Annotated in this window: 23 protein-coding genes and 1 pseudogene; 9 read left to right on the plus strand and 15 right to left on the minus strand. The window is 64.4% G+C overall.

Annotated features, from left to right (window positions below; translation table 11 throughout):
- Positions 1–221 precede the first annotated feature (221 nt).
- The 4 genes from M8523_RS14090 (at position 222) to M8523_RS14105 (ending at position 5,350) form a co-directional block, all read left to right on the plus strand.
- Entirely contained in the window at positions 222–1,085 is an 864-nt protein-coding gene (locus tag M8523_RS14090; protein WP_282585511.1) for a GNAT family N-acetyltransferase, read from the plus strand.
- A gap of 196 nt (positions 1,086–1,281) precedes the next feature.
- Positions 1,282–3,252: an SPFH domain-containing protein gene (locus M8523_RS14095; protein WP_282585512.1), complete on the plus strand. Its 1,971-nt coding sequence runs from the start codon at positions 1,282–1,284 to the stop codon at positions 3,250–3,252.
- Positions 3,253–3,497: 245 nt separating this feature from the next.
- Complete coding sequence (locus M8523_RS14100; protein WP_282585513.1) at positions 3,498–4,280, plus strand: ThuA domain-containing protein; 783 nt, start codon at positions 3,498–3,500, stop codon at positions 4,278–4,280.
- Positions 4,277–5,350, plus strand: coding sequence for a Gfo/Idh/MocA family protein (locus M8523_RS14105; RefSeq protein ID WP_282585514.1), 1,074 nt, complete (start codon positions 4,277–4,279; stop codon positions 5,348–5,350). The genes M8523_RS14100 and M8523_RS14105 overlap by 4 nt, the downstream gene beginning before the upstream one ends.
- A 51-nt stretch (positions 5,351–5,401) precedes the next feature.
- Here the strand turns inward: M8523_RS14105 and M8523_RS14110 are convergent.
- The 5 genes and pseudogenes from M8523_RS14110 to M8523_RS14130 all read right to left on the minus strand — a co-directional run.
- Positions 5,402–6,583: pseudogene (locus M8523_RS14110) on the minus strand (ATP-binding protein); the annotation flags it as partial.
- Positions 6,580–7,281 (minus strand): response regulator, encoded by a 702-nt coding sequence (locus M8523_RS14115; protein ID WP_282585515.1) that lies wholly within the window; start codon positions 7,279–7,281, stop codon positions 6,580–6,582. The gene M8523_RS14115 and the pseudogene M8523_RS14110, both read right to left, overlap by 4 nt.
- A gap of 24 nt (positions 7,282–7,305) precedes the next feature.
- Positions 7,306–7,965 carry a Spy/CpxP family protein refolding chaperone gene (locus M8523_RS14120; RefSeq protein ID WP_282585516.1) on the minus strand — a complete coding sequence of 220 codons (660 nt, stop codon included), beginning with the start codon at positions 7,963–7,965 and terminating at the stop codon, positions 7,306–7,308.
- Between the two features lie 160 nt (positions 7,966–8,125).
- The gene (locus M8523_RS14125) at positions 8,126–8,812 is read right to left on the minus strand and encodes a polyamine aminopropyltransferase (protein ID WP_282585517.1); all 687 of its coding nucleotides are present in this window, start codon (positions 8,810–8,812) and stop codon (positions 8,126–8,128) included.
- Positions 8,813–8,873: 61 nt separating this feature from the next.
- On the minus strand, positions 8,874–9,608 hold the full coding sequence (locus tag M8523_RS14130) for a copper homeostasis protein CutC (protein WP_282585518.1): 735 nt from the start codon (positions 9,606–9,608) through the stop codon (positions 8,874–8,876).
- A gap of 162 nt (positions 9,609–9,770) precedes the next feature.
- Here M8523_RS14130 and M8523_RS14135 point away from each other — a divergent pair, with 162 nt between their 5' ends.
- On the plus strand, positions 9,771–10,739 hold the full coding sequence (locus tag M8523_RS14135) for an ROK family protein (protein WP_282585519.1): 969 nt from the start codon (positions 9,771–9,773) through the stop codon (positions 10,737–10,739).
- Positions 10,740–10,746: 7 nt separating this feature from the next.
- Here the strand turns inward: M8523_RS14135 and M8523_RS14140 are convergent, their stop codons facing one another.
- The 6 genes from M8523_RS14140 to M8523_RS14165 form a co-directional block, all read right to left on the minus strand.
- Positions 10,747–11,310 (minus strand): P-loop nucleotide/nucleoside kinase family protein, encoded by a 564-nt coding sequence (locus M8523_RS14140; protein WP_282585520.1) that lies wholly within the window; start codon positions 11,308–11,310, stop codon positions 10,747–10,749.
- Complete coding sequence (locus M8523_RS14145; protein ID WP_282585521.1) at positions 11,307–12,239, minus strand: ROK family protein; 933 nt, start codon at positions 12,237–12,239, stop codon at positions 11,307–11,309. Before M8523_RS14145 ends, M8523_RS14140 begins: the two co-directional genes overlap by 4 nt.
- A 28-nt stretch (positions 12,240–12,267) precedes the next feature.
- Positions 12,268–13,185, minus strand: a complete 918-nt coding sequence (locus M8523_RS14150) for a tagatose-bisphosphate aldolase (protein ID WP_282585522.1) — start codon at positions 13,183–13,185, stop codon at positions 12,268–12,270.
- Positions 13,186–13,232: 47 nt separating this feature from the next.
- The gene (locus M8523_RS14155) at positions 13,233–13,991 is read right to left on the minus strand and encodes an ATP-binding cassette domain-containing protein (protein ID WP_282585523.1); all 759 of its coding nucleotides are present in this window, start codon (positions 13,989–13,991) and stop codon (positions 13,233–13,235) included.
- A complete protein-coding gene (locus M8523_RS14160) occupies positions 13,991–15,028 on the minus strand; it encodes an ABC transporter permease subunit (RefSeq protein WP_282585524.1) in 1,038 nt (345 codons plus the stop codon). Before M8523_RS14160 ends, M8523_RS14155 begins: the two co-directional genes overlap by 1 nt.
- Before the next feature lie 364 nt (positions 15,029–15,392).
- Positions 15,393–16,373, minus strand: a complete 981-nt coding sequence (locus tag M8523_RS14165; protein ID WP_282585525.1) for an ABC transporter substrate-binding protein — start codon at positions 16,371–16,373, stop codon at positions 15,393–15,395.
- A 251-nt stretch (positions 16,374–16,624) separates the two neighbouring features.
- Between M8523_RS14165 and M8523_RS14170 the strand changes: the two genes are divergently transcribed.
- Both M8523_RS14170 and M8523_RS14175 read left to right on the plus strand, forming a co-directional pair.
- Positions 16,625–17,635 carry a LacI family DNA-binding transcriptional regulator gene (locus M8523_RS14170; protein WP_282585593.1) on the plus strand — a complete coding sequence of 337 codons (1,011 nt, stop codon included), beginning with the start codon at positions 16,625–16,627 and terminating at the stop codon, positions 17,633–17,635.
- Positions 17,636–17,680: 45 nt separating this feature from the next.
- Entirely contained in the window at positions 17,681–18,502 is an 822-nt protein-coding gene (locus M8523_RS14175) for a DeoR/GlpR family DNA-binding transcription regulator (protein WP_282585526.1), read from the plus strand.
- A 34-nt stretch (positions 18,503–18,536) separates the two neighbouring features.
- Here the strand turns inward: M8523_RS14175 and mtnA are convergent, their stop codons facing one another.
- Both mtnA and M8523_RS14185 read right to left on the minus strand, forming a co-directional pair.
- A complete protein-coding gene (mtnA, locus tag M8523_RS14180; RefSeq protein WP_282585527.1) occupies positions 18,537–19,640 on the minus strand; it encodes an S-methyl-5-thioribose-1-phosphate isomerase in 1,104 nt (367 codons plus the stop codon).
- A gap of 89 nt (positions 19,641–19,729) precedes the next feature.
- The gene (locus M8523_RS14185) at positions 19,730–21,460 is read right to left on the minus strand and encodes an adenylate/guanylate cyclase domain-containing protein (protein ID WP_282585528.1); all 1,731 of its coding nucleotides are present in this window, start codon (positions 21,458–21,460) and stop codon (positions 19,730–19,732) included.
- Between the two features lie 204 nt (positions 21,461–21,664).
- Here M8523_RS14185 and M8523_RS14190 point away from each other — a divergent pair, with 204 nt between their 5' ends.
- Both M8523_RS14190 and preA read left to right on the plus strand, forming a co-directional pair.
- Complete coding sequence (locus M8523_RS14190) at positions 21,665–23,020, plus strand: NAD(P)-dependent oxidoreductase (RefSeq protein ID WP_282585529.1); 1,356 nt, start codon at positions 21,665–21,667, stop codon at positions 23,018–23,020.
- 5 nt (positions 23,021–23,025) lie between these two features.
- Positions 23,026–24,339: an NAD-dependent dihydropyrimidine dehydrogenase subunit PreA gene (gene preA / locus M8523_RS14195; protein WP_282585530.1), complete on the plus strand. Its 1,314-nt coding sequence runs from the start codon at positions 23,026–23,028 to the stop codon at positions 24,337–24,339.
- 139 nt (positions 24,340–24,478) lie between these two features.
- Here preA and M8523_RS14200 read toward each other — a convergent pair whose 3' ends face one another.
- Together M8523_RS14200 and M8523_RS14205 are read right to left on the minus strand one after the other, a co-directional pair.
- Positions 24,479–24,997 carry a hypothetical protein gene (locus tag M8523_RS14200; RefSeq protein WP_282585531.1) on the minus strand — a complete coding sequence of 173 codons (519 nt, stop codon included), beginning with the start codon at positions 24,995–24,997 and terminating at the stop codon, positions 24,479–24,481.
- Positions 24,997–25,203, minus strand: a complete 207-nt coding sequence (locus M8523_RS14205; protein ID WP_282585532.1) for a TOBE domain-containing protein — start codon at positions 25,201–25,203, stop codon at positions 24,997–24,999. The genes M8523_RS14200 and M8523_RS14205 overlap by 1 nt, the downstream gene beginning before the upstream one ends.
- Positions 25,204–25,241: the final 38 nt, after the last annotated feature.

The following is a 25,241-nucleotide window of genomic DNA, read 5'->3' on the forward strand; positions in this document are numbered from 1 at the left end:
GCTGTCCTGCGCCTCGCGATGAGCCCAAAAGACGAAGCACGACCGAAGCGGTGCAGAACCGAATCGCGCGGCCACTATCGCGACGCTCTCGCCGTCCAACAATACCCGGATTCTTCGAGCCGCAATCTTGTGCCGTTTGTCGCGGACACAACACGCTGCGGCCAATGCGATGGCCCCGGGGGAGTTCCTGCCATCAACGATTGCAGCGCCGGACCGAGAGATTGAGCGCGCCTGTAACGGCGACCCAGGCCAAGTGCGGCGGGAACAGGGTCGCGGCCAAGCTGACGATGCGATATCAGATCGGCATGGGCCTCGATCTCAAAAGTCGCGATTTCCTGTGGGACGTCGAAGAAGCGTGTTCAAACGCTTTCCCGGCGGCCCGCGAAATCATCCTCGAAGGATGGCTTCTGCGTGCCGCGGGCGGGCGCACGCGGCGGACCAATTCCGTCAATCCGCTGCGTTTCGGGCCGCGCGATCCGACCGGCATCGTGCCCGAAGCCGAGGCGATCTACGCGTCACTCGACCGTCCGGCTTTGTTTCGCGTTCCGTCGCTCGTACCAGACATGGACATCGCTCTGCGGCGGCTCGGCTACGAGGCACAGGGTGAGGTCTGCACGCTCTTCGCCGACCTTACGGGGTTCGTTCCCGGCGAAGGCGCCGACTTCGCCCTCGCGTCGACACCTCACACGGGATGGTACGAGGCTTGGGCGGAGCTCGGCGAGAATCCATCACCGGCGATCGTTGCGGATTATCGGCGGTCGGTCGACACGCTGCTCTTGCCGAAGGCTTTCGCGTGCCGCCACGTCGACGGCACCCCCGTCGCGGTGGCCTATGCTGCCTTGTTTCGCGGGCTCGTAGTTCTGGAATCGGTGCTGACCCATCCGCTGCACCGGCAGCAAGGGCATGGGGGCGCGATCGTCCGGCGCCTCATGGCCTGGGCCAAGGAGAAGGGGGCCCAAGGCGTCTGTCTCCAAGTCACGGCCGACAATGGTCCGGCCCGTCAGCTCTACGCCCGGGCGGGCTTTACGACGGAACTCTACCGCTACCATTACCTGAGAGCGGGGACCACCTCTCACCAGTCGTAGCCGCCACTATTCGGGGGTGGAGTACCTACAAAATCGCAGTTGGATCATCAAGCTGCTCTTTCGCAGCTGCGAGATCGGGCTTATATTATGGGCGACCTCTAAAGGGAGGTTGGCCGACGTTTGACGCGGCCCGCCGGGACAGCCCACGGTCCGAAAGGGACCATGACGAGGCGCCGGCCGACGGACGTTCTCTCCCATGTTTGATCCTGATACTATGAGCGCCGCAGCGATGACGCATGCGTTGGCGCTAGGGCTTGTCTTCCTTTTGGCCCTCCTTGTGCTGAGGGTCGCGTTCGCGGCCTTCGTCTACATTCCAAACACTCACTTCGGGGTGATAGAACGAAAATGGTGCGCCCAACGCTCACCCGAGCCGTTTGGCCCTATGGCTCTGCGCGGCAACGCCGGCTTCCTGCCGGACGTCATCCGCGGCGGCTGGCATGTTCTCGTGCCGTTTCAATACCGGGTCTACAAGCAGCCGCTGATCAACGTCGATCAGATCGGCTACCTCGTGGCGCGTGTCGGCCGCACGCTCGAACCCGGTCAAGCCCTGGGTGAATGGCCGGCCGAGGTGCAGGTCGACGATGCCCGCGGCTTCCTGGAACAGGGAGGTCAGGCCGGACCGCAGCGCCGCATCCTCCGCTCGGGCACCTATGCGATCAACACGGCTCTGTTCGCGGTGATCGGGGACGACACGATCCACCATCTGGTCGAGGCCAAGAAGGATGACGCACAATTCCAAGCCCTGTTGCAAGAGCGCGGCGGCTTCACGCCGATCGTCATCAAGGACGACAAGATCGGTATCGTGACGGTCCAAGACGGGCCGGCCCTGCAGCACGGCGAGATCATCGCGCCGACTGTCGGCACCGATGCCAACAACCCGGCCCATTTTCACAATTCGTTTCAGGACATCGGCCGCTTTTTGGCGGCTGGTGGGCGGCGCGGGCGGCAGGAGCAGGTGCTGGTTGAAGGCACCTATTTCCTCAATCGCCTGTTCGCGACCGTCGAAGTCACGGGCAAGCGTCGCATCGAGATCGGCACCGTTGGCGTGATCAACTCCTTTGTCGGACGCGAAACCGAGGAGGCCATCACGGCCGAAAATGGACGCGGCCGCACAGTCGAGGTCGGCCAGCGCGGTATCTGGCGACGGCCGCTCGAACCCGGCAAATATGCCGTCAACCCTTATGCGGCCGAGGTGATCGACGTGCCGACCACGAACTTTCAGCTGCGCTGGATCGCGGGGGTCGTCAGCGCCGCGGCCCTGCCGAACGGCAAGAGCTATGACAACGACCTCAAGGAGATCCCGGTGATCACGCGTGATGCCTTCGAGATCCTGGTGCCGTTGTCGATCGTGGCTCATATCGCGCCCGTCAACGCGCCGCATGTGATCCAGCGCTTCAGCCAGATCGAGCGGCTGGTGAACCAAACACTCGATCCATTCGTGTCCTCCTATTTCAAGGATACGGCTCAGCGGAACACGTTGCTCGACTTCATCGAGAAGCGTGTCGAGATCGGCAAGGAGGCCCTGAAGGCCATGAAGGAGCGACTGGCCGAGCATCGGATCGAGATCGAGGAGGTGATGATCGGCACCCCGAAACCCACGCCCGGCGACACCCGCATGGAAGCGATGCTCGAACAGCTCCGAGCGCGACAACTCGCCAAGGAGGAACAGAAGACCTTCGTCGACCAGCAGGAGGCCGCGACGAAGCGCAAGGCTCTCAATGAGCAGCTGGCCTTGGCGGATCAGCAGGCCGGCATCACCAAGTCGGAACTGTCCATCCGCATTGCCGAGAACGAGGGGGCGGCCGAAACGGCCCGCAAACGTAAGGCGGCCGACGGCATCCGGATCATGGCCGAAGCGGAAGGCTCGGCCGAAACCGCGCGCAAAAGCCGTGCGGCCGAGGGCATCCGGGTGATGGCGGAAGCCGAGGCCTTCGCGGCCAAGGCCAAGGCCGAGTCGATTGGCGGCACCGACAACCTGATCCGTCAAGCTGTGATCAGTGCGCTGGTCGAGATTGCACGGGAGACGAAGATGCCGCTCGTGCCTTCAGTGGTGGTCGGCGGCGAGACTGCGAATGGCATCGGCGGTCTTCCCGGACTGTTGCTTGCGATGGCGGGCAGAGACCTGCTGCCGTCGACCGACTCATTGGCGGAGAGCCGAAGCCGCTGAATGGCATTTTGGCCGGTCCCGCCAAAGGACCGGCCAAAAGCAGTTTCGTTCCGAGGCGGCGAAGCCAAGCCCGAAACCGGTGTGCGACGGTTTTGGACGCCGATGTTTTCGGGTCAAGCTTCGCTGGGTTGTTTCGCGGGGCAAGAACGCCACTTCTCCCACGTTTCTATGTTGAGGCAACAACGCCTGCGTCGATTGGCGGTCTCCTGAGCCGCGTCTCGACTTCGAATGTAAGGAACTTGCCGATGCCGATCCGTGTCGTCGTTTGGAATGAATTCATCCACGAGCGTGAGAACGAGGCCGTCAAGTCGATCTACCCTGACGGCATTCATGCCGCCATCGCAGCGGCCTTGGGCGGCGGCGACCTGCAGGTTTCGACCGCGACCCTCGATGAACCCGAGCACGGTTTGCCTCAGGGACGGCTCGATGACACCGACGTTCTTCTCTGGTGGGGCCACAAGGCCCATGGGCAAGTGTCCGATGAGGTGGTCGAACGTGTCGCCCAACGTGTCTATGAGGGCATGGGCCTGATCGTCCTCCACTCCGGCCATTTCTCCAAGATCTTCAAGCGGCTCATGGGCACGCCCTGTTCGTTGCGGTGGCGCGAGGCGGGTGAGCGCGAGAGGATGTGGGTGATCAACCCGAGCCACCCCATCACCCAGGGGCTCGGCGCGCAGATCGAGATTCCGAATTCGGAAATGTACGGCGAGCCCTTCCTGGTTCCCGAGCCTCTGGAGACTATCTTCGTCTCCTGGTACCAGGGCGGTGAAATTTTCCGCTCGGGCCTCACCTACAAGCGGGGCGCCGGGAACATCTTCTATTTCGGCGCGGGCCACGAAACCTACCCGATCTACCACAATCCGGAGGTCCAGACGGTGCTGCGCAACGCCGTACGCTGGGCCTATAATCCAGTGCCACGCTGGGCCGATGTCGAGAAGGCGCCGAATCGGCCGATCGATCAGGCCCTGGAGAAAATCGAGGCGCGGGGTCTTTCGCTCCATACGGCTGGCCAGGAGGGATTCCGGTGAGCCAAGCGCAACGCATCCTGATCCTTGGGACGGGCCACATCGCGCACAAGCATGCCGAGCAATTCGGCTCCAATCCCGGATGTACACTCGTCGCGGCCGTTGATGCGAATGGGGAACGAGCCCGCGCCTATGCGTCCAGCTATGGCATTCCGCACGTCTTCGAGGATCTCGAGGCGGCGATCCGCTGGAATGGCTTCGATGCCGCCGTCAATGCGACGCCCGATGCGGTCCACAAGCCGACCAGCCTCCGGTTGATCGCGGCCGGGAAATCCGTGTTCTGCGAAAAGCCGCTCGCGCTCACCGAGGTGGATGCCTTCGAGATGACCGAGGCGGCCGAAGCGGCCGGCATCATCGCCATGGTCAATCTCACTTACCGCAATGCCCATGCCATCCAGCGGGCGCGGCAGATGATCGATGCGGGTGAGATCGGCATCGTACGCCACATCGAAGCGAGTTATTTGCAGAGCTGGCTCACCGCCAGCCATTGGGGCGATTGGCGGACCGAGGAGCGTTGGTTGTGGCGCCTGTCCACTGCTCATGGCTCCAACGGCGTGCTCGGCGACATCGGCATTCATCTCGTCGACTTCGTGACGTTCGGGACGGGTCTTGACGTCGCGACGTTGCAGGCGCGTCTGAAAACCTTCGACAAGGCGGAGGGCGGACGCATCGGCGCCTACCGGCTCGACGCCAACGATTCCGTCGCCGTGACGGCCGAAATGAGCAATGGCGCGCTGGCTTCCATCCACATGACGCGCTTCGCCACCGGCAAGCTCAACGACCTCAACCTCGCCATCTACGGCACGGGAGGCGCGCTGAAAGTCTGGGCCAACCACCTCGAATCGCGTCTCGACGCCTGCCTGGGCGCGGACATGGAAACGCAAAGTTGGCGGACTCTCCCTTGCCCGGAGACGCCGCGCAACGAGGCGCGTTTCGTGACGGCGCTACAAGCTGGTCGGAATGGTGACCCTACCTTTCGGCGCGCGGCCGAGATGCAACGTCTGCTCGACCTTTGCCTGGTATCCGGCAAGACCGGTCACCTGATCGCGGTCCGGGACACGATCCAGGGCTAGGGTGACCAAAAAGCGGCTGCCGACGTCATTCGCTCCTCCCGCGCAGCTGACACGCCCGCCGTGGCGGGCGGCGATCTGCCGGACGAGCGAGAGACCGAGACCCCAGCCGCCGCCCTGTTCGCTACGCCCCAGCGGGCGATAGAACGGCTCGAAGACCCGCTCCCGTTCCTCGGGCGGAATACCGACGCCCTGATCCGAGACGACGATCTGGGCTTCCGCACCAAGATCGGAGACGGCTACATGGACTGGAGCCTTGCCGTGACGGAGGGCATTTTCCAGGAGATTGCGCAGGAGGCGTCGCAGCAGGGCGGCATTGCCGGCGATCTCGACCGCATCGCCGCCCACACTCGCCCCCACCCGCGTCGCCTCTTCCGCCGCCAAGCCGAGTAGGTCGACGCGCTCCGTGAGCCCCACGAATGAACTGGGATGGTCGAGCCGGCTGGAAAGCAGGATTTCGTCCACGAGGACGTCGACTTCCGCCAGGTTGCGCACGATCTCGGCGTGGGTCGCAGGAATTGGATCCTGCAGCCAGAGTTCCATTCCGATTCGGAGGCGGGCGAGCGGCGAGCGAAGCTCGTGGCTGGCATTGGCCAGCAAGGCCTTCTGCGATGTCAGAAGCAGATCGAGCCGCTCGGCCGCGCTGTTGAATGTGCGCGCCACGAGGGCGACCTCGTCGCTCCCGCTTTCGTCCACGCGCGCCGCGGTCTCCCCCGCCCCCCACCGCGCCATACCGGATCGGAGCGCTTCGAGGCGGCGCGTGAGGCGGGCCGTCACCGGAAAGGCCGCGAGGCCGACACCCCCGGCGACCACAATCACGACGGTCAGGATCCGCAATCCGGGGTCCTGCAGGGGCGGCCGTAAGCGGGCCACGACAGCCCGCCCGTCCGGCAGGTCGATCCGCATCACGCGGTGAAACTCGTGCTGGGCGGCGCCGTCTCGCAGAAACACCGGGCGTCCTTCCGCAACGATCAGGTGGCCATCCCTGGCATAAACCGAAACATCCGCTCCGATCTCGTTGCTCAGGTGCCGGACCGCCTGTGCGATCGTTCCGCTCGGGGTGTCCTGGTCCGGGATCAGTTCGTTGGTGACACGAATCCGGAACGCCCCCAGGCGTTCCTGGGTCGTCTGGCCGAGCATCCACCAGATGGCTCCCATCGAGACAGCCACGACAACGAGGCTGGCCAGCAGTGTGAGATAAACCTTCCAGAAGAGGCTGCGATGCAGCGCGATCATGGATCGCCGTCCTGTTTCTTGGCGAATACATAGCCGCTGCCGCGAACCGTGATGACGCGGCGTGGGCGCTTTGGATCGTCCTCGATCGCCGAGCGGATGCGCGAGATATGTACGTCGATCGAGCGGTCGAACGCCTCCAGCTCCTCACCCTTGACGAGATCGAGGATGCGCTCGCGGTTGAGTACCCGCCCGGCATTCTGCGCCAGGGCGACAAGAAGATCGAATTGGTAGCTCGTGAGCAGTCGGTCCTCGCCGTCGATCCTGACCCCGCGTGATCCTCGATCGATCTGCAGGCGGCCAAACGACAGGACCGTATCGGCCACGGCCTGGGTGCCGCGATTGCGCCGCAGGATGGCACGCAACCGGGCGAGAAGTTCGCGCGGGTTGAACGGTTTGGGCAGATAATCGTCGGCCCCGATCTCCAATCCGACGATCCTGTCCGTGTCGTCGCCCCGAGCGGTCAGCATCAGGATCGGGATATCCGAGCGCATCCGGATCTGGCGGCACACTTCGAAGCCGTCGAGATCGGGCAGCATGATGTCCAGGATGATCGCTTGGAAGTCCGTGCGGCCGATGACGTCCAGGGCGCCGCGGCCGGTGAGGCTGCGGTCGACCCTGTATCCGGCAGCCGAGAGATATTCCGACACCATGCCGGCCAGACGCGCATCATCATCGACCAGAAGCAGATGCTCAGTCATCGGCGCGGGTGTCCGAAATGACGATCAGCCCGGGTTGCGGTCGGCGCCGTGATCCGGATCGGCATGATCCTGATCCTCCGGGCCATGACGATGCATGCCGCCTTCCATATTGCCCCCATCGTCCCGTCCCTCCCGGTGCCACGGGCCCATGCCGCGAGCCATCATGGCTTCGGCGCGATCCGCGAGCGCCGCGCGCTGATCGGGCGTGAGCTGATCGGCCGAGTCGAGTACCATGCCGACGATGGTTTTGCTCTTCGCATCGAATTTGGCCACTTGTTCGGCACGAAGCTTTTCGACGGCGGCGCGATCGATGGTCGGCGCCCGCAGGAGGTCGAGCACCTGCTTGCGCATGGCCATGCGGTCTGGGCCGTCCTCGGTCATGCTGCCGAAGCCGGTTGCGATGATGTCGTGAACCTTGTCTTCCTGGACCGTCGTGGCTCCGACAGAGTCCAGGGCACCGTGCACCATGCGCTGGATGTGCTCGAGACGGTGGCCTGCCCCCCAGACGACATGTCCGGTCACGGTCGCCGCATAGGCAAAGCCACCGGCTCCCAGCCCCAATCCGCTGACGAGCGCGCCCGCGAGCAGAACCGGGCGCTGCCATCTGGGTCGGCGCGCCGACGCGACATCGCGGGAGCCTGATGCTTCAGGTCCACTTGGTTGATGTTCGAGTGCCTCACTCATGTTACTCTCCTGGCATTGGCATCGTCTCGGTGCCTGACGCCAAGTTAAAGGTCCGCGGTTTCCGCCTTCCGGCCGCAATGTAAAGTTCCATGAAGCGATTGTGGTGCGCGACGGCCGTGAGCCGAAGGCTCTTCAACGCCTGTCGCATCGGTTGCAACCTTCAGGCCGTGCGGCCCGGTCGAGCCGCGACCCAGATCATGTGGCGCGCGCCCTTCTTGCCGTGCGCGCGGACAGTGTGTTCTGCCACTATAAACCCTGCTCTGGCGAGCAATTGACTAAAGGCGCGATCGGGGAAAGCCGACCACACCGCGAGGGCTCCGCCGGGCGCAAGCGCTGTCCAGGCGGCGCGCAGTCCGGCCAGGCTGTAGAGCGCTTCGTTACCGTCTCGAGTCAGACCTTGAGGTCCATTGTCAACGTCGAGCAGGATCGCGTCATAGATGCCGCGCGCGGCCCGGATCGGCTGGGCGACATCGGCCTGATGGACCCGGACACGGGGGTCCGCAAGCGCGTCACCCGACAGATGAGCCAAGGGGCCTCGGACCCATCCCACGACGGCCGTGACGAGCTCGGCCACCTCCACCGAAGCGGCGGGGCCAAGCAGGTCCAGAGCGGCGCGAAGCGTGAAGCCCATGCCCAGACCGCCGATGAGGAGACGAAAGCTGGTTCCGCGCGTCAGCGCATCCGCGCATCCCAATCGCGCCAGCGCTTCCTCCGAACCACGCATGCGGCTCCCCATCAGCAATTCGCGTCCGAGATTGATGGCGAATTCGGTGCCCCGCTGCATCAATCGGAGTTCCTCCGTGCTGCCGGGGATCGGGGCCGCTTCGATCAAGGTCCAATACTGCACGCGCGCTCCTGGTGTCCGCTGCCGGCAAAGCCCATGACATCCTGAGGGGCCGACGTCCAACTCAGGGCAGGGCAGCCCGCAAGGCGCGAATCGCGTCGAAGCTCGTCGCGAAACATCGATCACCGGCAAAGCCCCAGCGGACGATGTCCGGCGGCGGCAAGGCGACGACCTTGCCGGAGGCATGCACCTCCGCGACGCCGGTGCGGTGGACGAGAGCCGTCAGGTTCTCCGGACGTATGCCGCCGCCGGCCATGATGGCGATGCGCCCCCGCGCTTGAATGACCAGCGCCGCAAGGCCATCGCTGCCCGATGGGGCATCGGATGCGCCGCCTGAGGTGAGGATCCGCTCGAAGCCGAGTGCGACGGCAAGCTCCAGCGCTACGCTCTTGCTCGGCGTGAGATCGAATGCGCGGTGCAGCGTCCGTCCGAGCGTGCCGGCCTCGGCGCACAAATCGGCGAGGGTCTGCTCATCGAGCGAATGGTTGGGCCGCGAGGCACCGATCACCACGCCGGCGAGGCCAGCCCGACGAACGGCCGTGATGTCGGCACGCATCGCGGCAAGATCTTGCGTGCCGTAGACGAAGTCGCCCTGTCGCGGGCGGATCATGGCGTAGACCGGCACGGGCGAGTCGCTTGCCAGCGCAATCAGGCCGGGGGACGGCGTCAATCCGCCGACATCGAGGCTCGAACACAGTTCGATGCGGTCGGCCCCGGCCGCGATGGCGATCGCCAGACCGTCCGGCGTGTCGACGCAGATTTCCAAACGCGTTCGAGACGAAGGGGGGACGGGAATCATGTGACTTCATGCAAGCCGGCGCGGAAAACCAGCATCGAGACATCCATTGCGGCATCCTTGACATGACATTCAAGGGGAAGGACCACAAGCGAACAAAGATCCGTGTGCATGGTTGCGTCAGTCAGGGCGACCGCCCTCCAGCGCACCCGACCTGCGAGCGACATGAGCGGACCCGAATCCATTCCCGCGCGGCCGGTTGGTTCGGCCTCTCTCCAGCCCCGGTTGGGCTTCTGCGCCGATGTCGGCGGTTCCTTCATCAAATTCGCTTCCGTGCAACCGGACGGAACCTGTGTCGAGATGGAGAAATGCCCGACCCCGTCGAAGGATTGGGCGGAGTTCTGCGCCGTTTTGCAGACGCTCTGCGCGGGGCGTGACCCACGCCTCGCCCTCTCGCTGTCGATCGCCGGTGTGGTCGATCCCGACGCCGGTCTCGCCTTGAGCGCCAATATCCCGTGTATCAGCGGCCATCGGCTGGGCGCGGAACTCACTGCCGCGCTCGGACGCCCCGTGCTGGTCGCCAATGACGCGGATTGCTTCGTCTTGGCCGAGGCCCTGCGCGGGGCGGGGGCGGGCCGACGCATCGTGTTCGGGATCATTCTCGGGACAGGTGTCGGTGGCGGGCTGGTCGTCGAAGGTCGAATCATCGAGGGGGAGGGCGGCATTACAGGGGAGTGGGGGCACGGCCCGATCCTCGGCTCGCTCCGGGTTGGCGCGGCTGAACTCCCGTCCATGCCGTGCGGATGCGGCCAAAGCGGTTGTCTCGATACGCTGGGAAGCGCGCGGGGCTTGGAAAGGATCGACACATTCCTGCACGGCGGATCCCGCGACAGTCTTCGCATCATCGAAGCCTGGGAGCGTGCAGAAGCCGCGGCCAGCCAGACGGTGAGCACGTGGCTCGGCGTCGTGGCCGGCCCCCTCGCCATGGTGCTCAACCTGACGGGCGCCTCGATCGTGCCGGTCGGCGGCGGCTTGTCGAACAGCCGTGCGCTGGTCGACGCGCTTGACGCTGCCGTTCGGGCTTGCGTTCTGCGGCGCTCCGAGACGGCGATCGTGGTTCCGTCGGAGCTTGGCGCCGATGCCGGCCTGCTCGGCGCGGCCTTGCGGCTTGTGGATCGTGCTTCGACGCTTTGAACGTCGTTCAGGTCGTCGGGCGGTTCAGATCTTTGTCGTCACGGCGCAGTTCGTCATGCACCCACGTCAGGATCGTCTCGATGGCCAACGGCCTGCTTGTGTCGACGTCGAAGACCGGCGCCCGGCCTGTCGGGGTGGCGCAGCCGTTCAGCACGATCAGTTCGGGGATGTAGGCTTCTCCCGGGTGTCCAGGACTGCGATCTCCCAGGCGCGAGCGGTAGCGCTCGGCCACCACCGAGTCCGGCGCATGGCACCAGATCTCGATGACGCGGCCGATGCCGGCCGCCGCGAGATGGCGATCGAGAACTTCGAGCGGCTGAAAGCCGAACCAGGCATCGATCACGACCGTTGTCTTGTCGGGCCAATCCCCGATGGCGTTGAAGATGATCGCATAGCTGGCGCGTCCGAGCTTGCGATTGTGCTCCCGATCTCCCGTTCCGAAATGCTCGAACAGAGGATCCTTGACGGTATCGAGCGTCATCAGCGGGCATCCCAGTCGATCCGCGATGCCGTGCGCCACGGTGCTCTTGCCGGACGCCGGTACGCCATTGACCAGAATGGCCGTCTTCACCGCCGCGCCTCGGGGAGCGTTCGAGCCACGAGGCCGGTCGGCTCGGGTTCGATCATATGCTCGATCAGTGCCGAGACCGCGCCGCCGATGACGCCGGCATCGTCGCCGAGCTGTGCAGCCGCGATCGGACACTGATACCAGGGCGACAAAGCCGGGGCTCGCGCCAGGGCGCGAAGCGCGGCGCTTCCCAAGCCGCCGCCCAGCAAAACGAGTTCGGGATCGACCGCGGCCACCATGCTGTCGATCGCGGCCCTGAGTGGAAACACCCAGGCGTCGAGAAGTTGCCCGACCAGGACATCGCCAGCCGCATCACGCTCGAACAACGTGTCGGCCCGCGTCCCTTTCGGCAAGCCGGCTTCCGCGATCAGGCGGCCGAGCGCCGTGCCCGAACTCGTCGTTTCGACACAGCCGCGGCGCCCGCAAGCGCAGGGGAGCCCATCGTGCCGGACCGTGATATGGCCAAGTTGCCCGGCGGTCTCGCGCCCCCGCACGATCTTGCCATCGAGAACCACGGCACCGCCGATGCCCGTGCCGATCGTGAACATGACCACGTCGTCGGCACCCTGCGCCGCCCCGGTCGCCATCTCGGCCACGAGGGCCATGTTGCAATCATTGTCGATCACGACCGGCTTCTCGATTGCCTGTTCGATCTGTTCGGCCAGGCGCGCCCCCGCAAGATCGAGATAGCCACCCGACAGAACGGTGCGGGTCCGTGCGTCGACGCGACCCGGCACACCGATGCCGATGCCGGCGACGGTCGCATCGTCGAGCTGCCGACACAAGGCAACGATGCGGCTCAAAACCAGGGCAGGATCCCGTGCGATCGGCTCGGCGTGCCAGTCGAGGATCTCGCCAGAGCTCGAGACCCGCCCGGCCCGGAGATTGGTGCCGCCGATGTCGATGCCGATCGCCGTTGCGGTGGTGCGCATGGCGGCCTCCTTGATGTAATGCCGGCCGTCAGGCTGCGGCGCGGCCCTGGGAGGAACGGCAGCGCTCCACCACGGATTGAATCTGGCGCAGGCGCGGCACGGCGATCTTGGTCAGACGCTCCCGTGTTACCGCGCGGTCGAGCGAGATGCAGTCCTTCCAGAGCGCGCGGCCCGCAATGACTCCGGAGGCGCCGTTTTGCATCGCGATCTCGACCTGGCCCACGAAGGTCTCATGGTCGACGCCGGCCGACAGAACGGCCCATGGCACCTCACCGCACATGGCGGAAATTCGGGCGCAGGTTTCTGCGTTGCCGGGGTAGGGCAGCTTAAGGACCTTGGAGCCGAGATCGAGGCAGATCTTCGTACCGTCTTCGATGAGCTTCGGGAAGGCTGCGAGATAGTCGGCCTTGCTTTCTCCCGGCAGCTCGTAGGTGAGGAATTCGACCACGAGCAGAAGGTCCTCGCGGCCGAAATCCTCGATGCAACGGCGCAGGATCTCGATGTTGGCGGAATTCGCGTCCGGACGGTCCGAGCGGAGGTAGACCATGATCTTGCCGCCGGTGCCGCCCAATGCCCGCACGCGCCGTGCATCGATGCCCGGCACGAGCTTGGACAATCGATAACCCTCCGGCGTCGTGTCGAAGCCAGAGGCATCGAGCCCGATCAGCAGAGCCGTATCGCGGGCCAGCACGCCCGTATCCACCACGCCCGGCACCGCGCAGACCGGATCGAGGAGGATGCAGGATGCTTGGCTGGCCAGGAAGCGCGTCAGGTCGGCCTTGGTTTCGCCGAGCATCGCTTCGGTAATCTTGCTTTCGTCGGCCGGGCTGGCCGCCATGATCTTGCGCATGCCGCCGCGCTGGTCGGCCGCGATCACCATCATGGCCCCGTCGCGGCCGCAGATCTGCTGATAGCCGCGGAATTCGGCTGTGGTCATCTTGGTCATGAGATCATCCAGAGTTCGCCCGGCCCGAGGTCCGGGTCAAGGAGGGGTCAGCCGCCGATCATCAGCTTCACGACCTCGTCGTGATTGGTGTCCTGGATCCGGCGTTCACCCGCGAGGCTGCCACGCAGAAGGACGATGATGCGGTCCGAGACGGCAAAAATGTCTTGCAGATTGTGTGAGATGAAAATGACGCCGCGCCCTTGGTCCTTGAGCATTTTGATCAGGGAGATCACCTTGCGCTGCTCGGGCACGCCAAGCGCGGCGGTCGGCTCGTCCATCAGGATCACGCGCGCGTTCCAGTAGATGGCGCGCCCGATCGCGACGGCCTGACGCTGCCCGCCCGAGAACCGCCCGACCGGCGCGTCGAGCCGGTCGACGTGAAAGTCGAGCGTCGCCATCGTCTCCTTGGCGGCGACCGCCATGGCCCGTCTGTCAAGCACCGGCAGGAACCCAAAGGCACGCCGCATCGGCTCGCGGCCGAGGAAGATGTTGGCGCCGATCGACAGATTGTCGGCCAGGGCGAGGTCTTGATAGATCGTCTCGATCCCCTCGCGCCGTGCAGCCTCCGGGGTTGCAAACGAGACCGGCTTTCCGTCGAGCCGGATCTCGCCGCCATCGGCGGCATAGACGCCGGAGATCATCTTGGTGAGGGTCGATTTGCCGGCGCCATTGTCGCCCGCGAGCGCCACCACTTCACCGGGATGGAGCTGCAGGGAGACGCCCTTGAGTGCCTCGACGCCACCGAACCGCTTGGACACGCTACGCACGTCCAAGATGGGCTGGCTGGATGCTGACACGGCGCTCATCAGCGGTCTCCTCCGAATTTACGCTGTGTCTGGTCCACCAGGACCGAGATGATGATGACGATGCCGACCGCCACGAATTGCCAGAAGGGTTCGACGTCGATGAAGACGAGACCGTACTGGATCACCGCGATGACCAGCGAGCCCGCGACAGTGCCCAGGATGGTGCCCGAGCCGCCGAAGAGGCTGGCGCCGCCGATCACCACGGCGGCGATCGAGTCGAGCAGGAGCGGCTCACCTGCCTGCGCCGCACCCGCCGTGAAACGGGCCGTATACAGAACCCCACCGAGCCCGGCGCAGAGCGCCGACAGGAGATAGAGTTTGCGGGTGTGACGCCCGACGCCGATGCCGGCCCGGACCGCCGCCTGCTCGCTCGCACCCAGCGCATAGGTGTGCTGGCCGAAGCGCGTCTGACCGAGCAGGTAGTGCATGACGAGAACGAACAAGGCCGCGATGATCACGATCACCGGGAAGCCGAGAAAGCGCCCATTGCCGAGGGCCGCGAACCAACTGTTCGAAACCGGCACCGTGGTGCCGCTCGCCAGGATGAAGGCCGCCCCGCGTGCCACGCCGAACATGCCGAGCGTGCCGATGAAGGGAGGCACCTTCAGTTTAGAGATCAGCCAGCCGTTGACGGCGCCCGGCACAAGGGAAACCCCAAGCCCGGCCGCGATGCCGGCCAGCATGGCCGGAAACGGCGGCAACACGGCGCCCGCCTTGTTGGTGACGAGCGCCGCGATAACGGCGGACAGCCCCATGATGAAGCCAACCGAGAGGTCGATGCCGCCCGCGATGATCACGAAAGTCTCGCCCAAGGCCAGCAGCAGAGGTGCCACGGCGAAGATAGTGATGGACTGGGCGTTGTAGCTCGACAGAACGAAGGTTGTGCCGTAGCTGAGGCGCGACCAGATCTCGAAGACAATCAGCAGGAGCGCCAGGAATAGCCAGGCCCGCATAGCCGCGACCCAAAGGATCCAGCGTTTCGCGGGTGTCCCGGGCTTGCGTGGGACGAGAACTTTTGAAGACATTTGGGCGACCATGCGCCACTCCGCTGAGAACGGGAGGGGTTCCATTGTATTGCAATGGAACGATACTGAGGATTTACTTCATGCTCACAGCGCGGACTGGTCGCGCCGTGTCGTCAGGGCTCCGTCGGCCTTAAGAGGGTGGGGTCCTTCACTGAACTCCTGTCCTCAGAACCTCGGGCGGTTTGCCACATAATTCGTCATAGCCCCGGCCTGAGCCTTCTTCCCCTCCCCCAAGAGGGAGAGGGGAAACCCGGTGTTTGGCCAGATCAGCGAACGCGGTCGTGGCTTGCGGGGCGAAGGAGAACCGGCTTCGATTTACTAGAAACGAACCGGCCCGTACTGCGAAAAGGCAGTCTACGCTCGCCAAGGTAACTTATTAATCTTTGTAGATGAACTTCGCCACGTCGGGCTGGTCGATATTCTCCTTGTCCATGACCGTGAATCCGGTCCCGATGGTGGTCGGAATGGATTGGCCGGTCAGGTGTGCATAGGCAGAGATCACGCCGTAATAGCCAATCTCGGCCGGATGCTGTGCGATAGCGCCGTCGATCAGGCCCGATTTGATGTTGCCCACGATGGTGGTCGGTGCATCGAAGGCGATGACCTTGACTTTGCCGGCCTGCCCGGCCTGCTGCACGCCATTGGCAGCGCCGAGTGCCGAGAACAGATTGGCGCCGAACACGCCCGCGAGATCCGAGTTGCGCGCATAAACGGATTGCAATTGCGAGGCCGCCTTGTTGGCGTCGTCGTCGTTAAACTGCGTCTGCAGCACCGTGATGCCGGGATGGGCCTTCATCTCTTCCTTGAAGCCTTCCTCGCGCTGATCCGTCGTCGAGACGCCAGGCTTCACGTTCGACACATAGACCTTGCCCTTGTCGCCAATGGCCTTGGCCAAGGCCCGGGCAGCCATCTTGCCGCCCATCACATTGTCCGAGGCGATGTAGGCCAACGGGAAGTCCGCGTCGCCGCTGCCTGTCTGGTAATTGCCGGTGCCGATGAACGTGTCGACGGTGATGACCGGGATGCCGGCATCGGCCGCCTTCTTGAGCGGCTGCACAAGCTGGGTCTTATCGGTCGGTGCGATCAAGATCGCGTCGGGGTGGCGGGCAATCACGGCATCCAGAACCGGCGCCTGCTGCACCGGGTTGAACTCAGGTGCGCCCTGAAACACGAGATCCGCGCCGACCGCCTTGGCGGCAGCCTCGGCTCCCTTGCGCATCGTGATGTAGAACGCATCCGTAGTCAGCCCCGGAACCAAGGCGATGGTAAACTTTTTCTTGTCTTGTGCTTGCGCGCTGCCGAGAACCGCAGATGCGCTAAAGACTACGGCAGCCAGCGCCGTCATGGTTTTCTTCAATGTACCCTCCCAATACTGGTTCGACCTGTGATCGCCCAACCGCTCAATTCGAGCTTGTTATTGCAGGTCCAAGCTAGATTGGCAGATCGCTCGCGTCAATCCAAAAGTTGACGCGCGCAAAGTTTTGCCGCATGCCTGACGCCGACGAGAGAACTGAGGATGTACGAATTGGTCGAGAGACAGGCCATCGTTTCGCTGGGGCCGCGGGTGAGCGGTGCGCCTTGTCCGTGAACGACCAAGCGGTTCGGAACATGGTCGAGTTCTCGCAACTCAGCGGGATTTCGCGGCCGACCTTGTCCAAATATTTCAACGATCCCACGAGCGTCCGACCCTCGACCCGTGCGCAGATCGAAAAGGCTCTGCAGCGCTACGACTATCGTCCCAACCTCTTTGCGGTAAATCTCAATAAGCGCCGGCCCAAGATCATCGGCATGATCGTGCCCGATCTCACTGATCCGTTTTTCTCTCAGATGGTTCAGCACATCGAGGGGCGCTGCAAAGCGCTGGGCCTGTTCCTTCTCGTGCTCAGTTCACGCGGCGACGCCAAACTCGAAGCGAGGGCGATCGAGACCCTCCTGTCGCTCAAGATTGCGGGGGCCGTGATGGCGCCCCTCGGACAGGCTTCGAAAGTCTCCCTGATCCATAGCCTGCAGGCCCGTATCCCGATCGTGTTTCTGGATTCGCGGCTCGACGAAACGACGCCATTCGTCGGCACCAACAATTATCAGAGCGTGCCGCTGATCACCGAATATCTGTGCCGGACGGGCGAGCGGCCGACCTTCTTCGAAATGCCGGCCGTGAACCATAATGCCTCCGAACGCCGAGATGCCTATCTGAAGACGATGGAGCGCCTCGGCCTTCAACCGGAATTCATCACGGTGCCGCCCCGCCGCGACTGGCGCTTCGAAGATGTCGGCTATACCGAAGCCTTGCGGGTCATCGACAGCAAGGGTGGGCTGCCCAGCCGGACGCTGCTCTGCGCGAATGACCGGATCGCGATGGGCGTGGTGGCCGCAGCCTTCCAGCGCGGTCTCAAGGTCGGCCGTGAGCCCGATTGCCATCTCCGTATCGCGGGACATGACGATCAGCCTTCGAGCCGCTACCTCTGCCCGCCTCTGACCACCGTCGCCCAGGAGTTCGACCGCCTCGGGCAGGTGTCGCTCGATCTTCTGATGACGCGGATCGATGCTGGCGAGAACCGCTCGACCCTTCCTGAGCAGATCCGCCTCGACGCGCGGCTGGTGATGCGCGCTTCGGCCTGATCGCGCCGGACTGTCCCGGGCAGTGACTTCTGCTATGGGAGTGGGATGACGTTCAGTGAGACTTCCCCGTCCCTCGGCCAAGATTCGGAGCCCGGTTCGAGTGCCCTTCCGGCGGCCCGGCAGAACCGGCTGCTGGAGCTTCTGCGGCAGCGCGGGCAGGCCACGGTCGCTGAACTTGTCGCCTTGCTCGATGTCTCGCGCGATACGATCCGGCGCGACCTCGACCTGATGGAACGGCGCGGGCTCTTGGTGCGGACCCATGGGGGGGCGATCGATAAAACCCGTATGGTCCGGGTCGACACGAGCCTGCGCAGCCGCATGGATGAGCATGCCGACGCCAAGCAGCGCATCGGACGTGCCGCGGCGGGCCTCGTCCGCGATAGCGAAACCCTGATTCTGAATGGCGGATCGACCACATGCGCCTTCGCGGCAGCCCTGACGGAGCGCCGCAACCTGACGGTGGTGACCAACAATCTCCGCGTCCCTCCCGTGACGCCGGAAGGCGCGGTGCGTGCCGTCTATGTCATGGGAGGGACCTACTGGGCCGTCTCCCAGGTCACCATCGGGCCGATCGGTCTGCCCGGCATTGCCGGATTCGGCGCCGACACGGCTGTGATCGGTGTCACGGGGATCACGGCCGCCGGCATCACGATGGGGCGGCTCGAGGAAGCGACTGAAACGGCCGGAATGATCGAGGTGGCCAAGCGAAGCATCGTTCTTGTCGACCGCAGCAAATTTGGCGTCACGGCCTTCGCGCAGATCGCGCCCCTGGACAGGATCGAGCATCTCGTCACCGACGCCGAGCCGCCCCCCGATGTGGCGGCGGCGCTGGAAGCCGCCGGCGTGCAGGTGCTGGTCTGCCGTTAGGCCGACATTCTGTGCCGTTCGGTCGATGCTCGCTTCAGGCCGCGCGTTCCTCTCCGGGAAACAACGACAGGAGGCCGGCTTCTGAGGCGGCGCAGACGCCGCGCTCGGTGATCAGACCTGTCACAAGCCGGGCCGGCGTCACGTCGAAGCCGTAGTTGAGGGCAGGGCTGTTCTTCGGGGTGACACGGATCGTGGCGATGTCCCCTTCCGCGGTCTCGCCTGACATGTGGGTGACTTCCGTCGCCTCGCGTTCTTCGATCGGGATCTCCTTGACACCGTCGCGCATGCGCCAATCGATCGTCGAGGCCGGCAGGGCGACATAGAACGGTACGCCATTGTCGTGCGCCGCGAGCGCCTTGAGATAGGTGCCGACCTTGTTGCAAACGTCGCCGGTCCGCGTCGTGCGATCGGTGCCGACGATGCACAGATCCACCATCCCATGCTGCATGAGATGGCCGCCGACATTGTCGACCACGACCGTATGCGGCACGCCCTCGCTGCCGAGCTCGTAGGCCGTCAGGCTGGCGCCTTGGTTGCGGGGCCGGGTCTCGTCCACCCAGACATGCACAGGCACGCCGGCGCGGTGGGCCTTGTAGACGGGGGCAAGCGCGGTGCCCCAATCGACTGTTGCGAGCCAACCGGCGTTACAATGGGTCAGCACGTTCACGGGCTGGCTGCGGCCCGTCCGGCGCCAGGCCGCAGCGATCAGTTCGGCGCCATGCTGGCCGAGCGCGGAGCAGACTGCGACATCCTCGTCGGCGATTGCGGCCGCCTCGGCATAGGCGGCGTTGCGACGCCGATCCGGAGCGATCGGGCCGAGATGACCACGCATGCGTTCGAGCGCCCAACGCAGGTTGACGGCCGTCGGGCGCGCCACCAGGAGCTGGTCGAAGGCACTCTGCAAATGGGCATCAGAGGGATCTTGGTTCATCGCAAGCGCGAGACCGTAGGCGCCCGCGGCGCCGATCAGCGGCGCCCCTCGGACGGTCATGTCGCGGATCGCGAGAGCCGCGTCCGTCGCGGAGTGCAGGGTCTTTATCGCGAACCTGTGCGGCAGGACCGTCTGATCGATGACGTTGACCACGCGCGAGTCCCCATCACACCAAATGGTCCGGAATGCCGAGTCGCCGATCTTCATGTAAGCCTGTTCGGAAATGTGCGGCTCACATGCCGCGGTTTGCGCTGCAACCTAGCGAAAGCCTGTCGGGACGGAAAGCACCTGCCAGCTCAGGCCGCCAACGGCGTCCGCAACTTAAGCGCGATATCCCGCGCCTTTGGAATAAAAACCACCGGAATGGCCTCGTTCAAACCGCGGACCTCCCGCTGTTCCGTGTGGAAGTCCGTGACATCGAGGCCAGCACAGGCGGCGACTTCCGCCGACAAGGCGATCTGCACACCGGCAGCCTTGGCCATGGCTTCGAGCCGGCTCGCGACGTTCATGGCGAGTCCGATCACCGACAGGGATTGCGATTCGCGATAGCCGACCCGGCCCATCACGTGCGGTCCGGCGTGCAATCCCATGGCGATGCCGATGGGTGACTGCAGCTCATCGGCGATTTCTGCATTCAGGCTGGCGACCGCTTCGTCAATGCGCGAGGCCGCGAGCAGCGCAGCCCGGCATGCCGCGTCGAGACCGGATTCGCCCGAGAAAAGGGCGATCATGCCGTCGCCGGCATAATTGGAGATCCATCCGCCCATGTCATAGACGGGCTGCCCCACTGTGGCGAAGAACCGGTTGAGGATGAATACGACATCAAAGGGAAGCTTGCGCTCCGTAAGCGCCGTGAACCCGCGCATGTCGACAAACAGGACCGCAAGATCCTGCTCCACGCCGGAGGAGTCATCATGGGTAAGCTGTTGCGTGAGGGGATGTACGGGGTTCGGCGCGGCGCCGACGCGGAGAAGCGGCATGACGGTGACGTCGACCAGTGGCCGCGCCTGACAAGCCAGCCGAATGCCGGGGCCGGCCTTGATGGCTCGCAAAGTCGCCAACTCGGCCGGACCGGGTGGGCTCAATCCGCTCTGTGCCGTCATCACCAGCACGCGGCAGGTGGAGCAGCGCCCCCGTCCACCGCACACTGACATGTGGGGAATGCCGTTCGCACGGCTGATCTCAAGCAGTGTCGGTCCGGCCTGGGTCTTGACCTGAGGGCCTGCCACATAGCGGACCAGCAGGTTTCGAGCCCGGCGCTGGAGCAGAAGGCGCAAAGCGATGCCGGCAAGGATGACCAAGATCAGCGCGAGTGTCGCGATCTGCGCGCGGTCACGCAATGTGGTGATGCGCGTCTGCGTCGCCGGATCGGGCCATTTGGTGTCGGCCTTGAAGGCCGCAAAGGATTTTGGCTCCGCAATGGCGGAACTGATGGCTCGCCCCTGGACCGAAATCCCCGTGAAAGCCGCGAAAGGCAGGAGAACCGCGAGCGCGAGAAGAACGGGCGTCGTGCGCTGATAAAAGGATGAGAGCCGAAGCCAGAAATGGACGCCGATGCATCCGTGAATCCAGACGACCAACATGAGAACCGTCTGAATGTCGATGGCCGATGGCCAGATGCGCAGGAGTTCGTACGGATAGGTTGTGTTGATGCCGAAGAGAACCGCCGAGACACGCGTGTTGACGATGTGCGGGACGAGAAGCACCGGGATCATGAGGCCGAGAGCGATTTGACCGGCCTCCCAGGCCGGCATCCTCAGCGTTCGGCGTCGCGATAATTTCATGATGGACAGGATCATGTGAGCGAGGAAAGCCGCGAGCAGAACGAGTGTACCGGGCACTGAACGGATCACCGCGACGCGCCAGCCATCGAACGCGATCATGGCGTCGAGGCTGACAAGACCAAGCGCGTGGTTGAGAAAATGAGTGGCGGCAAACACGAACAGGATCAGGCCGGACGCGAGCCGGATCCGTTGCGTCGTGGAGCCGCGCCAAAGCACCTTCATCTGCGACCCCGCTTCATTCATCGTGGTGATGGTCTACATCCTTGCCGACGGCCGGGCGAGGATCGGTTCTGCGTTGGGCGAATCGAGCGATCCGCGCCTAAAGAGCTCAAAAACAAGGCAGGCAAACCGACAATTCCGCACAACGTCTCGGCTTGACAAGAACCATTCCAAACTGAAAACTTGACCGTACGGTCAGATTTCGGCCGTGAGGACCGGAGGGGTGCGATGGCTTATGCCTCGGACGGGATCGCCAGCCACCGGCTGCCGCCCGACGACTATGTCAGGAATTTTGCCGACCTGACGCCCCCTCTTTCCCGACACGAAGCAACCGTTGCGGCCGACCGCTGCTACTTCTGCTACGATGCGCCTTGCGCCCAGGCGTGCCCGACCCACATCGACATTCCGCTGTTCATCCGGCAGATCACCACCGCGAACCCGCATGGCGCGGCCGAGACCATTCTCGGCGCCAATATCATGGGCGGCATGTGCGCCCGCGTCTGTCCGGTGGAGCAACTCTGCGAAGAGGCCTGCGTGCGTGAGCATGCCGAAGGCAAGCCGGTGCAGATCGGGCTCCTCCAGCGCTACGCGACCGACACGCTGATGGCCGAGCGTGAGGGGCAGCCCTTCGTCCGGCAACCTGACACCGGAAAAAGGATCGCTGTCGTTGGAGCAGGCCCGGCGGGTCTCTCCTGCGCGCACCGGCTCGCGATGCTCGGCCACGGTGTGACCGTGTTCGACGCCAAGCCGAAGGCGGGCGGCCTCAATGAATACGGCATCGCCACCTACAAGACCACGAACGACTTTGCCCAGCGCGAGGTCGACTTCATCCTGTCGATCGGGGGCATCTCGGTCGAAACCGGCAAGGCGCTCGGACGCGACGTCACTCTCACCCAATTGCAGGCCGATTACGATGCCGTTTTCCTCGGCATGGGCCTCGCGGGCTTCAACAGCCTGAGCGGGATGCCGGAATTCGCGCAGGTCACCGATGCGGTGCCGTTCATCGAGGAGCTGCGGCAGGCGTCCGACAAGGCCACCGTTCCCGTTGGCCGTAAGGTGGTGGTGATCGGGGGCGGCATGACGGCCATCGATGCCGCCGTGCAGGCCAAGAAGCTTGGAGCCGAAGAGGTCACCATCGCGTACCGGCGTGGACCGGAGCACATGAAGGCGAGCCAGTTCGAGCAGGATTTAGCCAAGACGAGTGGGGTCACGATCCGGCATTGGGCCGTCCCCAAAAGTTTTGATGGCACCGATGGCCGGTTGACGACGGTCCTGTTCGATCATGCCCCACCCGGCCTGAACGGCCCGCCCGAGACCGTCGCGATCCAGGCCGACATGGTCTTGGCTGCGATCGGTCAGAGCCTGTTCGACGAACCGCTCGGGCGAACGGTGGCGCTCTCTGGGGGCCGTATCGTGGTCGACGCGGAGCGGCGCACCTCGCATACGGGCGTTTGGGCGGGCGGCGACTGCGTGTTCGGCGGCCAGGACCTCACGGTCGCGGCAGTCGAGGACGGCAAACAGGCGGCTCTGTCGATCGATCGGTTCCTGCGCGGCGCGCAGGCTCTTCCTCAAGCGGCGGAGTGACGCCCATGGCCGACCTGTCGACCAATTTCCTTGGCATCAAATCCCCGAACCCGTTCTGGCTCGCCTCGGCGCCGCCGACCGACCGCTACGTCAATGTGACCCGCGCCTTCAAGGCCGGATGGGGCGGCGTCGTCTGGAAGACGCTCGGCGAGGACCCGCCAGTCGTCAATGTGTCGGGCCCCCGCTATGGCGCGATCCATGGAGCAGATCGACGTTTGATCGGGCTGAACAATATCGAATTGATCACCGACCGGCCGCTCGCGATCAACCTGCAGGAGATCAAGCAGGTGAAGCGGGAGTTCCCCGACCGGGCCATGGTGGTCTCGATCATGGTGCCCTGCGAGGAAAAGAGCTGGGCGCACATCCTGCCGATGATCGAGGAGACGGGCGCCGACGGCATCGAGCTGAACTTCGGCTGTCCGCATGGGATGTCCGAGCGAGGGATGGGATCGGCCGTGGGTCAGGTCCCCGAATATATCGAGATGGTGGCGCGCTGGTGCAAGCACTACACCCGCATGCCCGTGATCGTGAAGCTGACCCCGAACATCACCGACATCCGCCGACCGGCCCGTGCCGCCAAGGCGGGCGGCGCCGATGCGGTGTCGCTGATCAATACCATCAATTCCGTGATGGGTGTCGACCTCGACCGCATGTGCCCGAGCCCGCATGTCGACGGCAAGGGCACGCACGGCGGCTATTGCGGCCCGGCCGTGAAGCCGATCGCGCTCAGCATGGTCAGCGAAATCGCGCGCGACGCCGAGACACAGGGACTACCGATCTCGGCCATCGGTGGGATCACAACTTGGCGCGACGCGGCCGAGTTCATCGCCATGGGCGCAGGCACCGTCCAGGTCTGCACCGCTGCGATGACCTACGGCTTCAAGATCGTCGAGGAGATGATCACCGGGCTCAAGAGTTGGATGGATGCCAAGGGCTACGCCTCTCTTGATGAGTTTCGGGGCAGGGCGGTCGGCAACACCACCGACTGGCAATACCTGAACCTGAACTATGTCGTGAAGGCCCGCATCGATCAGGATCTCTGCATCAAATGTGGGCGATGCCATATCGTCTGCGAGGATACCTCGCATCAGGCGATCTGGCCCATCGTCGACGGGGTGCGCAAATTCGTGGTGAACGACGCGGAATGCGTCGGCTGCAATCTCTGCGCGGATGTTTGCCCGGTCGAAGGCTGCATCACCATGGAGCACCAGACCGAGGGCACCGACCCGCGCACCGGCCTGCGGTATGACCGGCCCTACGCCAACTGGACCACCCATCCCAACAATCCGGCCTCGACGGTGAAGATCGCGGCGGAGTAAGGCCCGTTCCCCGTGCGAAATCGTGATGGCCGCGCCTGTCGCGGTCACGCGCGCCTCGGAGATCAACCGAACGGGCGTCGCCCAGGCTGCGTGGATGCCCGGCTCAAGGCCGGGCATCACAACTGGAGAGGGCGGGATGTCAGTGCTCTTTCGGCAGAACTTCGATCTTCAGCGTTTGGGTTGCCGCGTCGCTGATTTCGACGGTGGCCGGGCCAACCTTCAGATCAAAGCGCACACTTTTGTGGATGGCTTTGCACGTATGGCTGCCCGTGAACCCGACCTGTTTCACGATCTTGCCATCCTGAACGACATCGACCCAGGCATCATCCGATAACGTGACCTGGTAGGTGTCGGCCGAAGCGATGGGCGGCAGCGCGAACGTGCCCGCATAGGCGGGATCGTGCTTCGGATGATGGGTGGGAGCCACCGGAAAAGCGACGCCATCCTGCTTGCCGAGTTGCAGGTTCGCGGCTTCCATGAGACCAGGCAGCGGTGTCCCGTTGACGACGGTCGGGAGCCCTTCCGCCGCGAAAGCCGTGGTTTCCCGTGTCAGCGGCCACTTAAAATCAGAGCAATCGGTCTGCTGCGCGGCGGCCGGCAAGGTCGTGATCAGAGCAAGCGCGACAGCGACGCCGGCTCGGAGAGAAGTCAATTGCATCAGTCCACCGCAACCATGACGTCCGACGCCTTGATGACCGCATAGGCATCCTGGCCCGGTTTCAACCCGAGGTCGTCGACGGCCTCATTGGTGATCGAGGCCGTCACGATCGTCCCACCGACATCGATGCGAACGTGCGACGTTGTCTGCCCCTTGGTGACCTCAACGACCTTTCCCTTGAGCTGATTGCGGGCACTGAGACGCATGTATTTTCCTCACTCACGATGGGCTTGTCGCTCGACTT

It is taken from the genome of Lichenifustis flavocetrariae (assembly GCF_026130545.1).
Taxonomy (GTDB): Bacteria; Pseudomonadota; Alphaproteobacteria; order Rhizobiales; family Beijerinckiaceae; genus Lichenihabitans; species Lichenihabitans flavocetrariae.